Source organism: Pseudoalteromonas sp. MB41 (assembly GCF_020966275.1).
GTDB classification, from domain to species: domain Bacteria; phylum Pseudomonadota; class Gammaproteobacteria; order Enterobacterales; family Alteromonadaceae; genus Pseudoalteromonas; species Pseudoalteromonas lipolytica.
The window spans coordinates 1-13,374 of the sequence record NZ_JAJJZF010000029.1 but is presented as its reverse complement, the minus strand read 5'-3'; the positions used below and the strand labels follow the sequence as shown (position 1 = coordinate 13,374).

Sequence of the window (13,374 nt, the reverse complement as noted above, 5' to 3'; positions counted from 1 at the left end):
AAAAATATGAACAAAATTAGCAGAGGCTTAATTGAAAAAGTGAAATTGTAATCGAGAAGGAAGGTGCAGGCACTGAACTGACACATACCAATTCGCAATAACACTCAAAATAGAATGTTTAATTAAGTAAATTGATATAATTCAGTGCCTCAGAAAGGCAAATTTATTTAACTTCGCCTAACTTTTCTGCATTCGCTTTACATTGATTGTAAGCTTCGATGCACTTGTTACTACAGACTTTATGAACTAAGCCATCTGCGGTGCTTTGCTGTTCGCAGCTGGCTTCGCATTGATAGTTTTGTTGGGCACATTGTTGCATTTCTGGGTTATCAATCTTGCTTGAGCAAGCTGCTAACAAGGTGAATGCAAACAATGATGCTGCAAGAGCTGGTAATTTTTTCATGCTTATCCCTAGTATATGGCTATTCTTTTAAATCCATCTTACCCAGATTGTTGAAACTTAATCCAGCGTAACTTGCAAATTATCAATTAAACGAACCGATCCTAAGAAGGCTGCGGCTAAAATAACCAGTTGTTTATCCGCTGCTGATGCAGCTTTTAGCGTTGAACGCTCGGCAATCGAGTAATAATCAGGTTTTAGGCCTGCGGCTTCAAGCGTGGCTTTGGCTTTAGCTTCTAATTCAGCGAAATTCGTTTGGCCTTGTTTTAGCTGCTCAGCCGTCTCGTTAAGGGTTGCAAATAATACTTTTGCGGTGTCTTTTTGCTCATCAGACAAATAGCCATTACGTGAGCTCATAGCAAGGCCTGATATTTCACGGCACGTAGGTACACCGACAATCTCGACAGGGATAGAGAGATCGCGTGTCATGGTTTTAATCACTTGCAGTTGCTGAAAATCTTTTTCACCAAAACAGGCAAAGTCAGGTTGCACAAGATTGAATAACTTAGTCACAACGGTGGCGACACCTTTAAAATGGCCGGGACGTGAACCACCGCAATAACCCATCGACACGCCAGGTACATCAACAAAGCTTTGTTCACCAAGGCCATTTGGATAGATGGTTTCAACTGACGGCGTAAACACGATGTCAGTTTCAAGTTCTGCTAGGCCTTGTTTATCTTCGTTGAGCGTGCGCGGGTAGTTGTCGAGATCCTCATTGGCGCCAAATTGCATAGGATTAACAAAAATACTGACGACGACTTTATCGGCTAATGTTTTTGCTTTTTCAACTAATGAAAAATGCCCTTGGTGCAAGTTGCCCATGGTTGGGACGAGTGCAATGCTAAGTCCAGCTTGACGCCAAGCTTTGATTTGACTACGTAACGATTTAATTTCAGTGATTGATTGCATTATTTAAACTCATGTTCGGTACTTGGGAAAGCACCACTTTTTACATCTTCACAATACTTTTGCACGGCTGCTGGCATATTCCCTGTTTCAAGTAAAAAGTTTTTTGAAAACTTAGGGATATAACCAGCTGAAATGCCGACGAGGTCGTGCATAACTAAAATTTGTCCGTCGGTTTGATTGCCAGCACCAATTCCGATTGTAGGGATAGTTAATTCATCGGTAATACGCTTAGCCAATTCACTAGGAATACACTCTAATACCAATAATTGTGCACCTGCAGCTTCAAGCGCTTTAGCATCGCTAAGCATTTTATCAGCTTGTGATTGTTCGCGGCCTTGAATTTTAAAGCCGCCAAATACGTGCACAGACTGAGGTGTTAAACCTAAATGACCACACACAGGTATACCTTGTTGCGTCATTGCGCGGATGCTGTCGTGTAACCACTCGCCACCTTCAAGTTTGATCATGTTGGCGCCAGCACGCATTAACTCGGCTGCATTTTTACACGCATCGGCAGGGTTTGAGTAGGTCATAAAAGGTAAGTCAGCGATGATGAATAGCTCGCGGCTACCGGCGCGGACACACCGTGTATGGTAAGCAATCTCGCTGTTCGTTACTGCTAATGTGTCATCACCACCTTGTAAAACCATGCCCAGTGAGTCACCGACTAAAATCACTTCGACGCCATTATCATGAAACAATTTTGCAAAGCTGGCATCGTAAGCTGTAAGCGCGGTAATTTTTTGTTTTTCGTGTTTCATTTTATTAAGAGTTGAAACGGTGATTTTAGACATAATTTCCTCTAAGGCTTCGCCTAGGTTGATTACTGCTGAGGGAGTTTTTGTAAATCGTTTAAAGGCAACGTTTTTGTTATATCAGCAAGTGATTGGTTATTCGGTAAAACAAGAGAAGGGGCTATCTCTAATAAAGGATAAACAACAAACTCTCTCTCAACGAGGCCATAATGAGGCACGGTAAGGCGAGGCGTGTCGATCACTTGGTCACCAAATAATAGAATATCAATATCAAGGGTGCGAGGTCCCCAACGTTCTTCTTTACGTACACGGCCATGATCACGTTCTACTGCTTGGGTTAAATCGAGTAGTTGCTCTGGTTGCAGAGCCGTTTTAATACACGCAACCGCATTGACATAGTCGGGTTGATCTTGTGGCCCCATTGGCTTACTTGCGTAATCATGCGATACGCAAACCAGCTCAATTTCTGGTAGCCCTTGTAATGCTGTAATAGCATTACGAATTTGTGTACGTGGCGCATTTAAATTTGCGCCTAACCCTAAATACACTATGTTCATGTTTATTCTGCTTTTTTCTTACGAGGTCGACGGCGGCGTTTAGGGCCACCTTGATGGCCAAGTGCCTTAACCATCTCTTTTTGGCCATTTATATCTTGGCTTAAATACGCCGTCCACCACGTAGCAAGTTCTTGATGTTGCTGCTCACCAGCTTGAACACGTAATAGTAAAAAGTCGTAAGCAGCTTTAAAACGAGGCTGTTGCGTTAACCGGTATGCGCGTTGGCCACCGCGTTTATCAAGGCGTTGTTGAATATGCCAGATATCTCTAGCGCCTAAAGTGAACCGTTTAGGTACGGCAATATGTTGTGCGCTTTCACTGAGTACCTTATTCATCGCTTGTGCAAATGCATCAAACTCAGAAAGTTGGTCACGTTGCTGTAATTTTTTAGCGATGTCTAATAACGGGAACCACAATAGTGCAGCGAATATAAACGCAGGGGTTACTTTTTTCTCTGCATTGATACGTTTATCTGTGTTTTTAAACATTTGCAGAATAAATGCGTTCTCGAGTCCATCTGGGTTAGCATTCAAAATTTTATCAAGGGCAGGGAATAGGGCTTTGAAAAGGCCATACTGACGCAACATGATATAGTTTTCTTCTGCTTTACCATTTAAAAACAGCTTGAGTGACTCTTCAAATAGACGTGCAGGAGGAATGTGGTCTAATAAGCTTGCAAGCTCTTTCATTGGCTTTTCTGTCGAAGGCGAAATGGTCATGCCTAACTTTGTTGCAAAACGGACTGCACGCAGCATACGTACAGGGTCTTCACGGTAGCGGGTTTCTGGATCGCCAATTAATTCAACCTGTTTGGCTTTTATTGCACTAATACCGTTGGCGTAGTCATAGATGCAAAAATCATTAATTGAATAATACAGCGCATTAATTGAGAAATCTCGACGCTCGGCGTCTTCTTCAATACTACCGTACACATTATCACGCAGCAGTTGCCCATGTTCGCTAGATTGGCTAACGTGGTTTTTTTCTTCGTCGGCTTCATGATGGCCGCGCATCGTAGCAACTTCAATTATTTCACGGCCAAACACAATGTGCGCTAAACGAAAGCGACGACCAATTAGGCGACAGTTACGAAATAGTTTTTTGATTTGTTCTGGCGTCGCATTTGTAACTACGTCAAAGTCTTTAGGTTGTTGGCCTAACAATATATCTCGAATACAACCACCGACTAAGTAAGCATCGTAGCCACCTTCTTTGAGGCGGTATAATACTTTGATTGCATTTGGGCTAAATTGTTTGCGTGAAATACCATGTTCACTGCGCTCGATCACCAAAGGTAACTCGCTCGTTTGTGCGGCATTTGTTGAAGTCGAGGCATTTGGGCCGATAATTTGCCGACAAAATTGAAAAAGCTTGGAAATAATAATCTGTCTCCTACGACGCGGACTTTGCGACTCATCAAGTATAGCGTGTGTTTTTTCACTTCGTCGATATGAGATTGAGTCAGTAAATGTGTGTTTTATATGACGCTACAGTATGGTGTTAATGATTCGCACACTTTGGGTCGCTATCATATACCAGCGTGGCTCAAAAATTAAGTTACTCTGCCTTTAAAATTGGCAATTTATTTTGTAATGACTTGAAAATCACAAAAAGTGGCGTGTGGATTCTCACTAACTTGTATTTCTAGCGCTGTTGGGATGTTTTCAATACGGTAGGCTGAGATTGCCCAATTAAGCATTTCTTCGACTGTTGAAGACAATAGAGCAGGCTCTGGGTTTAAACCTAAAAAACGAAACGCATCAAATAATGCTGGTTTTGGCGCTCGTTTTGATATGGCCGGTGCGTAGTTTTGTTTTGATAATTTAAAACCGGGCTTTGCAACAGCCAATGGTAGATGCGCGTAGTTAGGTGCTGGTTGCCCTAGTTGCTTAAATAAGCTGAGTTGTCTTGCTGTTGGCTCGAGTAAATCGGCTCCACGCACCACGTGGCTTATTCCTTGTGCAATATCATCGACGACGACAACCAGCTGATAAGCAAATAAGCCATCACTTCGTTTTATAAGGTAGTCTTCTTTAGCAAGTCGGCTGTCAATATTCACCTGACCTTGAATAAGGTCATGATATTCACTCGTCGCAAATTGCTGAGTTAAGCGCAGTGCAGAATCGTTTAATGGGTGATGTTTTGATTTGCAATACCCTTGGTATATTCCGCCCATTGCTTTGATTTCTTTACGGGTGCAATGACAGGCGTAGACAAGGTTCTTTGTAATGAGTGCGTCAACAACGGCTTGGTATTCAGTATGGCGTTTAGTTTGGTAGATAACGCCTTCGTCCCAGTGCAGCCCATACGCTTCTAGAGTGCGTAATATGTCATCGCTTGCGCCGGGTACAACACGGGTTGTGTCAATGTCTTCTATTCTGACTAGCCACTTACCTTGATTTGATTTTGCATCAAGGAAGCTGCCCACAGCCGCTATTAATGAGCCAAAGTGCAATGGCCCAGAAGGTGATGGCGCAAAACGGCCCCTGTATGTGCGCATAGGCGCATTAACGGCTGTGGTAGACATAGGTTAATTAATGTATGTAATTAACCGCGTCCTGATTGTTTTTCTTTAATTTCCGCAAGCGTTTTACAGTCAACACATAAATCAGCTGTTGGACGCGCTTCTAAGCGGCGGATACCAATTTCGATACCACATGATTCACAATAACCAAAGTCATCATCTTTGATTAATTGAATTGTTTTTTCAATTTTCTTGATCAGTTTACGTTCGCGGTCACGAGTGCGAAGCTCTAAAGAGAACTCTTCTTCTTGTGCTGCACGGTCTACTGGATCTGGAAAGTTAGCTGCTTCATCTTGCATGTGCGATTTAGTACGGTCTACTTCGTTACGTAAATCGTTACGCCAAGCTTCTAAAATTGTTTTAAAATGAGCACGTTGTGCATCATTCATATACTCTTCACCCGGCTGTTCCTGATACGGCTCTAACCCGGCCTGAGCCAATAACCCTAGTCTTTTCTGGTCTGGCATAACTTTCTCCTAAATCCTTAATATTTTGCCCAGCATTAGCCGGCGGCTATAAATAGCAGAATCTTCTGTTTGAGGCAAATTTATTTTTTAATTAATCCTGTATGCCCCAACTTATCGACTTTAAAAATAAGAATGGGCGGTTTTATTCGTTTACACGGCCCGTGCAATTTTTAATTTGCTAAGTTATATGGGCAAAAAATCATATTACAACTTAAAACATGTGTTCATTGAGAAACTTTTTGGGGGTTGTGTCGTACCAGCGTTTAAATGCGCGTTGTAAAGCACTCTGCTCTGAAAATCCCAGTTTATTGCTGATCTCAAGCACTGAATAGCCTTGCAGTAACATGCGTTTTGCGTGTTGTTTTCTTTGCTGATCAATTAACTTTGTGAAGCTTAGTTGCTGCCCAGTGAGGTAGCGCTGCAAGCTGCGTTTCTTTAAGCCTAATTGTAATGCGGCTTGCTCAACACTTGGAATAACAGGGAATTGGCAGGCAATAAAGGCATTTAATTCATTAATATGATCTGCATACGGCGTTAAATCTCCCGCTTGCGATAACAAGAGTTGTTCAAGCTCTGGGTTTGGCGAGTGTAAACGGCTATTAAGTAGTTTTTCATTAAAAATAAGGCTGTTGGATTTGGCACCAAATTCGATAGGGCAGTTAAAAGTATGCTGATAAATGTGCACACTCGCAGTGCTCGGAATGGGTCTGGTAAGGGTTACTTTTTCAAGCGCAAGTTCAGCGTTCTGCTGGCAGCAGTGGTTTGCAAACGATAACCAACTACTAAACAGTTCATCTACCATGTAATGTCGTATTGGGCTTCGTGCATGCCAGCTCAGTTGGCATTGCTGCTGCACTTTTCTCAGCTCTATTCGACCAATGTTTCTTACCAGTGAATTTAATCTTTGCGCATGCTGCAGCGCTTTCTCAAGATTTTGACTCACCAAGGCGACATGCCCCAATAGCCCCCAGTTTTGTGCTTTGAGTGATTGACCAAACAAAAGGCCTATATGCTCTTGCTTAAGCTGGGTGTCAGCATAATGCATTAACGATTCGTAATCTGATACAGGAAATCGGTAGCTAGTTTCATTGAGATAACAGCGGCGCTCAGCAAGTAATGCATGCAGCTGTTCTTTTTCAAGCCCTTGTTTTTGTAAGAAATAGACCAAGGAGCGAATGATTTGGCTATTGACATAAAACATAGTCGTTCATTTTTTATTATTATTAGCAACAGTTAAGCTGCATGACTAGGCGCGCAAAGTCAATATTTTGCGTGGAGGGTCAAGATTTAGTCTTTTAATTAAGGCAAGCTGGTTGATGGATATAATACTCATAATAAAGGAAGCACAATGAAACTTCATCCAATAATGTTCAGCATTGCAGCCGCATTTCTTGCTGTAGGTTGTAACTCAGATAACGATAACAAAACCGTTGAGCCCCCCGTTACGACAACACCCGAACCTGAAGATGTTGTAAAGGTCGCAATACCTACTTTTGCAGATAACAAGACGCTTGATGCCAATATTCGTTGGACAAGTTATGGCGTCCCACATATTACAGCATCAAACCTTGAAAGCTTGGCATTTGGCAGTGGCTATGCTTATGCAAAAGATCATGCGTGTTTATTAATGGATCAAATAATTAAAACCCGCGGCGAGCGTGCTAAATACTATGGCCCTGATCAAGTTGCGGGGAGTGGCGATTCAAAACACTTAATCTCTGATTTTGGTTATAAAGCTCTAGGTGTAAATGAGTATGCGGCGGAACATTATGCTGAATTAGATGAAACAAGTCGTGCTCATTTTGAAGGGTTTGTGCAGGGCTTCAATAAATATGTGACTGATACGGGGGCTGAAAATTTAGCGCCTGAATGTGCATCTCAGCCTTGGGTTATTAGCTTAACGGCTCAAGATATGCTGGCTTATTCAATGGCGACAGTGCAACTTGCAAGCTCAGCTAACTTTTTAGAATTAGCATTTTTTGCAAACCCAGGTGATGGTGATGAGTATTTGCCTGTGCCAAGTGGTAGTGAACCGAGTGCCGTTTCGAGCCTTGTTAAAAATATAAATCAGCAAGCAAAGCAATTTAAGTTAGAGAAGAAATTTGAGCACTTGGGCTCAAATGGCTGGGGGCTGGGTAAAGAGATGATGGCCAACGGTCAGGGCGGATTATTAGCAAATCCACATTTTCCTCATGAAGGAAATTTGCGTTTTTGGCAGTCACACTTAACAGTCCCTGGTGCCATGAATGTGATGGGTGGGAGCCTGCAAGGCATGCCTGGTGTTATTAATATAGGTTTTAATGAACATGTGGCCTGGACGCACACCTTCTCGACGGCACGTCACTTTTTAATTTATCAGCTCGCATTAAATGAAAATGATCGCATGAGTTATGGTGTTGAGGGTGAGCAACACACTATTACCAGTAAAATGGTAACGGTGGAGGTTGCTGTGGGGCCAAACACAACGATTGAGCTTACAAAACCATTTTATTACAGCCACCATGGTTTGATGCTAGAAACGCCTGCTGAAAGAGGGTTAGGCTGGAATGACACTCAAGCATTTACCATAAAAGATGCCAATGAATTTAATATGGATGTTGTAGCGCAGTGGTCAGCACTCAACCAAGCCGTGAGTCTTGATGATATGAAAGCGTCATTCGCTCAGTTTGATGGGGTGTCGTTCAACAATACGATGGCAACAGATAAAACGGGCACTGTTTTTTACGTTGATGACAGCACAGTGCTTAAATTAGATGACACTGCTAACCTAGCAATTCGTTTGCAGCCTGAGCTCGTTGCTTTGAGGGAATCAACGGGCTTTGATTTGGTGCCTGGCAACATGAAGCTTTTTGAAAGCCAAGGTAAAGTGCCTTTTTCTGAAGCACCCCAGCTTACGCGGACAGACTATGTACAAAACTCGAATGATAGTTATTGGGTGACAAACTTAAAACAGCCTTTACTTGGTTTTGCTGCGCAGTATGGTGATGTACATAAGCCTTTATCACTAAGAACACGAATGGGTCTGAAGTTATTGCAAGAAGGCGGGGGAGAAGACGGTAAATTTACACTTGATGAATTAGAACAGGCATTAATTGGCAATCGCATCTACTTAGGTGAACTGGTGTTTACCGATTTAGCCTCACAATGTATTGCCCAAGGAAATACACCGGTGCAAGTTTCAGCGGGTATTGACGTGGATATTAGTCCTGCCTGCGATATCGTTGCTAACTGGAATGGTGCTATGAACTTAGATACAGAAGGTGCTGCATTGATCCGTGAGTTTGCGCATCTATTTAATCCTTCAGCACACTTATATAACAACTTTGATGTTACAGACCCGGCTAATACGCCTCATACTCTACGCCAAGATAAAGTTGCATTAAAAGCGCTGGCGCACGCTATGTTAAATGTGCAGGCGAATGGGGTGCCATTAACAAGTACTTTAGCTGAGCTTCAGTTCGTAGAAAAATCACTGGCCGGAGGGCATGCTTCAGGTGAGCAGCTTCCATGGGCTGGGCCGATGCATGTTGAGGGAGGCTTTAATGTTTTCAGATACGATAGAAGTAATTTAACACGCTCTACTCTGATACCTTATGCTGATTATCAAACATTACCGGATGCAGTTACAGGCCAACCTTTAGCGTCAAATTTATCAGCGCAAGGCTACCCTGTGAACTATGGTTCAAGCTGGATGTTTGTGATGAATTTTACTGAGGATGGACCGGTTGCTAAAGGATTATTAACCATGTCACAGAGCTCTGATTCACGTTCAGAGCACTTTGATGATCAAAGCCGTTATTATTCTCAAACAGCAAAACTCAGACCGTTATACTACAAAGAAGCAGATATAGAACAAAATCTGATCGATGAAATTGATATCTCAATGACTAAGCAATAAACGGCACTTCTTCAGCCAGTACAATGTGACTGGCTGAAATCTCTGCTTTATAAGCATATACTTCTACACCACAGTCAACGGCGTGTACTAATAGTTCGCTGTATTTAGCATCTATATGTGATGCGCCACTGACTGTATTAATTCCTTGATGTAATACAGCAAAAAACAAAACAGCTCGGTGCCCCTGTTGCACCATTTCTATTAACTCGCGCAGGTGTTTTTGTCCTCGCACTGTTTTAGCATCGGGAAAGTAACCTTGACCAGTTTCTGGCTTTTCCTCTGATAGCAAGGTCACTGACTTAACCTCAACATAGCAATGAGCGGTGTTTTCAGCCGTTAATAAAAAATCGATGCGGCTATTCTCTTGACCGTATTTCACTTCAGCTTGCAGTGTATCGTAGCCATCAAGCTGCTTGATAAGATGATTTTCGAGAGCTTCTTGAACGACTTGATTAGCAACTGCAGTATTAACACAAATTAAATGCCCATGTTGATTTTGGGTGAGTTGTAACGATTGCGGGTATTTACGTTTTGGGTTATCACTGGTTGAGTAAAACGCGTTAAAACCTGGCTCGGCACAGCCTGTCATTTTGCCTGTATTGGCGCAATGTGCTGTAAATTGTTGATTATCTTGCGTGACTAAATCAGCCAAAAATCGCTTATAGCGCTTTAATAAAGTGGCTGATTGTAATGGAGGATTAAATTTCATTATTTTGTTTTTATTTGAGCTTTTCTATATTGTAAGTGAATAACCAAGCAGAGTGCACCTTGGTTGTCATTTAAGGCGTTATTTATCGCAAGCGGTTGGGAACTGACGTAGCCTGTAGTAAACTCAGTGAACAATTTTTAGCGCAAAAAGAGTATTCTAACATGTCGGAAAAATTTTTAGTTCAACTAAGCGAGCAGGCTGCTGCCGCACATTGGGGTGATAAAGCCTCTCTTTCTTTTACTGAACAAGGCGCAACTATTCATTTAACTGAACAAGATACACTTAAAAACGTTCAGAAAGCAGCGCGTACGTTAGCGAATCAAGGTTTAAAAAATATTGCGCTAACGGGTGATGTTTGGTGCACAGAAACACAGTGGGCTTTTTACCAAGGCTTTGTTTCACCAAAGAATTTAGACGCAGTTGAATTTGCCGAGAATGCAAAAACAGACAGCAAAGAGCTGGCTTCTTTAACGCAAGCAGCGACTTGGGCTCGTCAAATGATCAATGGGACCGCTGATGATATTTTCCCTGAAAGCCTTGCTGGTAAAGCGGCTGAGTTTATTCAGTCATTAGCGCCTGAGCATGTTAGCTATCAAATTATTAAAGGGGATGCATTACTTGAGCAGCAATGGATTGGTATTCATGCGGTTGGTCGTGGTAGTGAGCGCCCACCTGTACTACTTGAGCTAGACTATAACCCTACGGGTGACGAAACGGCGCCAGTGGCCGCTGCGCTAGTTGGTAAAGGTATTACATTTGACTCTGGCGGTTACTCTATTAAGCCAAGTGAAGGCATGCTAGGCATGAAGTGTGACATGGGCGGTGCAGCAACCGTAACGGCTGGTTTAGCACTTGCGATTAACCGTGGCGTTAATAAGCGCATTAAATTATTCCTATGTTGTGCTGAAAACTTAATTTCAGGCCATGCATATAAACTAGGTGATATTCTTACCTATAAAAATGGCACCACAGTTGAAATTGTTAATACCGATGCAGAAGGCCGTCTAGTGCTTGCTGATGGCTTAATGGCTGCGGGTGAAACCGGTGCGCCATTAATTATTGATGCAGCAACGCTAACCGGTGCTGCACTGGTGGCTGTTGGTCAAGAGTACAACGCACTATTTGGCCTTGATAAAGAATTTGTCCGTGAAGTGCAAGACTTTGCAGAGCAAGAAATGGAAGGCGCTTGGCCATTACCGCTTGAGAAGTGGCATCAACAAAATTGCCCTTCACCATATGCTGATACAGCAAACAGCCGCCCACAAAAAGGCGGTGGCTATGGTGGTGCATCGAATGCGGCTGGTTTCTTATCTCGCTTTGTGCCAAATGATGGCAAGGGATGGGTTCATATTGACCTTGCAGCAGCATTTAATATGGGTAGCACAAGCGAGTGGGCTGCAGGTGCAACAACCCAAGGGATGCGCACAGTAGCAAGAACGTTATTAGAGAAAGCGTAATAACCAGTTTGCTAACTAAATAAGTAAAAACGCCCGATGATGGGCGTTTTTCGTTTTTGGTAATTTTACAAACGGATACAAGATTTTTCGCACAATATAGTATAAAATCTCGCCCCACATTTTCTCATCAAGTGGTTAGTTTATATTTCATTAACTACACTTGGATGATCAATTCACACTGGGGTTTCTATTTATGTCAGATAAGTGCTATATCACTGCGCAGCAGCTTCTCGAAGATTCATTTCGTGTTGCGGCACAAGTTTATGACGATGGTTTTCGTCCTGATTTCATCATTGGTATTTGGCGTGGTGGCGCTCCAATTGGTATTGCAGTACAAGAATACTACGATTACAAAGGCATAGAGACAGACCACATTGCTGTTCGTACATCATCGTATTACGGTATCAATCAGCAATCGAAAGAAATTAAAGTACACGGCCTGCATTATATTATTGAAAATGCAAATGCGGGTGACTCTTTGCTTATTGTGGATGATGTTTTTGATTCTGGCCGCAGTATTTTTGCATTAAAAGAAAAGTTATCTGAATTAATGCGCTTAAACTTACCACGCGATATTCGCGTTGCTTGCCCCTACTACAAGCCTAAAAACTCAAAGGTAGACATGGTGCCAGATTATTATATTCATGAGTCTGACGAGTGGCTGGTGTTCCCTCACGAGCTTTCAGGCTTAACACCGGATGAAATTATTGAAGGTAAATCGGATTTAGCCAATATCCACGATTTACTGCTCAAAAAGTAAGTTTTTTAAAAATGTATGAAAAAGGCCCTGTTTAGGGTCTTTTTTGTATTCAGTTCTCACACCAATTCGCAATAATACTTAATCATTTTGAGAGATTAAACAGGTCACTACCGGGCTAAAAATTTCTTATTTACGGCTGCATCGAAGCAGGAGGTAGAACAATGCAGGAGCAATTGCTGAGAACAACTAAATACCGAAATTTTGCTTTATTATCAACGAAGTTTTATCGCCTCAAAATTTCTTACTTAATTAAGCGAATTAGTATCATTTGATAGTGCTTGTTGAAGATCGCTTTTTGTTATTTAGCCTTGTTTGCTACTAGTCCCAGCTGCTATTCGTTGTTGTTGATGAGAATAAAAAGTTAGTGCTTCGGGAATGTATTTAATTTATCTCTTGTCTTTTTAGGGTGTATACAGCACCGCTCTGAAACCTCAATCTTACCGAATTATTTTAGGGCACTATTAGAATGTTAAAGATCAGCAAGCACATTTAGCATGCTCACATGTTCAAGAGAATAAAACTCATGGTAACTGTTGTTTAACATACTAATTTTGAGGGGTTTTTTAGGAGGTAGAGCCGTGGTATCAAAAGCTTCTTTTCGGCAGGGTGATATTGATGTAATAAAAAACCGCGCATAATGAAGTGACCCCCAATAGTTGGACATTCCAATTACTGGGGGTCTTTTTATGTCCAAACATCATCGAGCTTTTAAGCTCAAAATAGCAGAGCTCGCTTTGTCTGAAAGCTCTTCGACAGTAAGTAACAGATTTAATGTTACAGATAGGCAGGTCCGATATTGGACCGCTATTTATCGAATTCATGGCGCTGAAAGCTTCAGGTCTGTTCACAAACCTTATTCTCAAGCATTTAAGGTAGAAGTGTTAAAAACGATGACAGCAAACAGTTGGTCACTCGGTTATACCAGTGCTTTCTTC

Annotated in this window: 13 protein-coding genes; 4 read left to right on the top strand and 9 right to left on the bottom strand. The window is 42.1% G+C overall.

The annotated features are described in order from the left end of the window. Positions 1–163: 163 nt before the first annotated feature. The 8 genes from LPA49_RS19340 to LPA49_RS19305 all read right to left on the bottom strand — a co-directional run bounded on the left by LPA49_RS19340 (position 164) and on the right by LPA49_RS19305 (position 6,816). On the bottom strand, positions 164–403 hold the full coding sequence (locus LPA49_RS19340) for a hypothetical protein (protein WP_065978048.1): 240 nt from the start codon (positions 401–403) through the stop codon (positions 164–166). Between the two features lie 57 nt (positions 404–460). Further along, on the bottom strand, positions 461–1,312 hold the full coding sequence (gene panC, locus LPA49_RS19335) for a pantoate--beta-alanine ligase (RefSeq protein ID WP_036970720.1): 852 nt from the start codon (positions 1,310–1,312) through the stop codon (positions 461–463). Beyond that, a complete protein-coding gene (gene panB, locus LPA49_RS19330; protein ID WP_036970718.1) occupies positions 1,312–2,106 on the bottom strand; it encodes a 3-methyl-2-oxobutanoate hydroxymethyltransferase in 795 nt (264 codons plus the stop codon). The genes panC and panB overlap by 1 nt, the downstream gene beginning before the upstream one ends. Before the next feature lie 29 nt (positions 2,107–2,135). Further along, positions 2,136–2,624: a 2-amino-4-hydroxy-6-hydroxymethyldihydropteridine diphosphokinase gene (folK, locus tag LPA49_RS19325; protein ID WP_118844031.1), complete on the bottom strand. Its 489-nt coding sequence runs from the start codon at positions 2,622–2,624 to the stop codon at positions 2,136–2,138. 2 nt (positions 2,625–2,626) lie between these two features. After that, positions 2,627–3,913 (bottom strand): polynucleotide adenylyltransferase PcnB, encoded by a 1,287-nt coding sequence (gene pcnB / locus LPA49_RS19320; protein ID WP_230237504.1) that lies wholly within the window; start codon positions 3,911–3,913, stop codon positions 2,627–2,629. A gap of 293 nt (positions 3,914–4,206) precedes the next feature. Beyond that, complete coding sequence (gene gluQRS, locus LPA49_RS19315; protein ID WP_074988884.1) at positions 4,207–5,151, bottom strand: tRNA glutamyl-Q(34) synthetase GluQRS; 945 nt, start codon at positions 5,149–5,151, stop codon at positions 4,207–4,209. A gap of 20 nt (positions 5,152–5,171) precedes the next feature. Beyond that, the gene (gene dksA / locus LPA49_RS19310) at positions 5,172–5,615 is read right to left on the bottom strand and encodes an RNA polymerase-binding protein DksA (protein ID WP_036970706.1); all 444 of its coding nucleotides are present in this window, start codon (positions 5,613–5,615) and stop codon (positions 5,172–5,174) included. A gap of 211 nt (positions 5,616–5,826) precedes the next feature. Next, positions 5,827–6,816, bottom strand: a complete 990-nt coding sequence (locus tag LPA49_RS19305) for an AraC family transcriptional regulator (protein WP_036970703.1) — start codon at positions 6,814–6,816, stop codon at positions 5,827–5,829. A 147-nt stretch (positions 6,817–6,963) separates the two neighbouring features. Here LPA49_RS19305 and LPA49_RS19300 point away from each other — a divergent pair, with 147 nt between their 5' ends. Further along, positions 6,964–9,513: a penicillin acylase family protein gene (locus LPA49_RS19300; protein WP_118844034.1), complete on the top strand. Its 2,550-nt coding sequence runs from the start codon at positions 6,964–6,966 to the stop codon at positions 9,511–9,513. Here LPA49_RS19300 and sfsA read toward each other — a convergent pair. Continuing rightward, complete coding sequence (sfsA, locus tag LPA49_RS19295; RefSeq protein WP_199525318.1) at positions 9,503–10,222, bottom strand: DNA/RNA nuclease SfsA; 720 nt, start codon at positions 10,220–10,222, stop codon at positions 9,503–9,505. The two genes, LPA49_RS19300 and sfsA, sit on opposite strands and share 11 nt — an antisense overlap. A 161-nt stretch (positions 10,223–10,383) precedes the next feature. Between sfsA and pepB the strand changes: the two genes are divergently transcribed. From pepB to LPA49_RS19280, 3 genes are all read left to right on the top strand, one after another. Next, complete coding sequence (gene pepB, locus LPA49_RS19290) at positions 10,384–11,679, top strand: aminopeptidase PepB (protein ID WP_036971743.1); 1,296 nt, start codon at positions 10,384–10,386, stop codon at positions 11,677–11,679. A 193-nt stretch (positions 11,680–11,872) separates the two neighbouring features. After that, complete coding sequence (locus tag LPA49_RS19285) at positions 11,873–12,439, top strand: phosphoribosyltransferase (RefSeq protein WP_036970696.1); 567 nt, start codon at positions 11,873–11,875, stop codon at positions 12,437–12,439. A gap of 686 nt (positions 12,440–13,125) precedes the next feature. Continuing rightward, on the top strand, positions 13,126–13,374 hold a 249-nt coding region (locus tag LPA49_RS19280), incomplete at its 3' end, for a helix-turn-helix domain-containing protein (protein WP_218640583.1).

Bases quoted from the DNA above. Each gene is read 5' to 3' on its own strand.
- LPA49_RS19340 (WP_065978048.1), bottom strand. From the start codon at position 403: ATGAAAAAATTACCAGCTCTTGCAGCATCATTGTTTGCATTCACCTTG.
- panC (WP_036970720.1), bottom strand. From the start codon at position 1,312: ATGCAATCAATCACTGAAATTAAATCGTTACGTAGTCAAATCAAAGCT.
- panB (WP_036970718.1), bottom strand. From the start codon at position 2,106: ATGTCTAAAATCACCGTTTCAACTCTTAATAAAATGAAACACGAAAAA.
- folK (WP_118844031.1), bottom strand. From the start codon at position 2,624: ATGAACATAGTGTATTTAGGGTTAGGCGCAAATTTAAATGCGCCACGT.
- gluQRS (WP_074988884.1), bottom strand. From the start codon at position 5,151: ATGTCTACCACAGCCGTTAATGCGCCTATGCGCACATACAGGGGCCGT.
- dksA (WP_036970706.1), bottom strand. From the start codon at position 5,615: ATGCCAGACCAGAAAAGACTAGGGTTATTGGCTCAGGCCGGGTTAGAG.
- LPA49_RS19305 (WP_036970703.1), bottom strand. From the start codon at position 6,816: ATGTTTTATGTCAATAGCCAAATCATTCGCTCCTTGGTCTATTTCTTA.
- LPA49_RS19300 (WP_118844034.1), top strand. From the start codon at position 6,964: ATGAAACTTCATCCAATAATGTTCAGCATTGCAGCCGCATTTCTTGCT.
- sfsA (WP_199525318.1), bottom strand. From the start codon at position 10,222: ATGAAATTTAATCCTCCATTACAATCAGCCACTTTATTAAAGCGCTAT.
- pepB (WP_036971743.1), top strand. From the start codon at position 10,384: ATGTCGGAAAAATTTTTAGTTCAACTAAGCGAGCAGGCTGCTGCCGCA.
- LPA49_RS19285 (WP_036970696.1), top strand. From the start codon at position 11,873: ATGTCAGATAAGTGCTATATCACTGCGCAGCAGCTTCTCGAAGATTCA.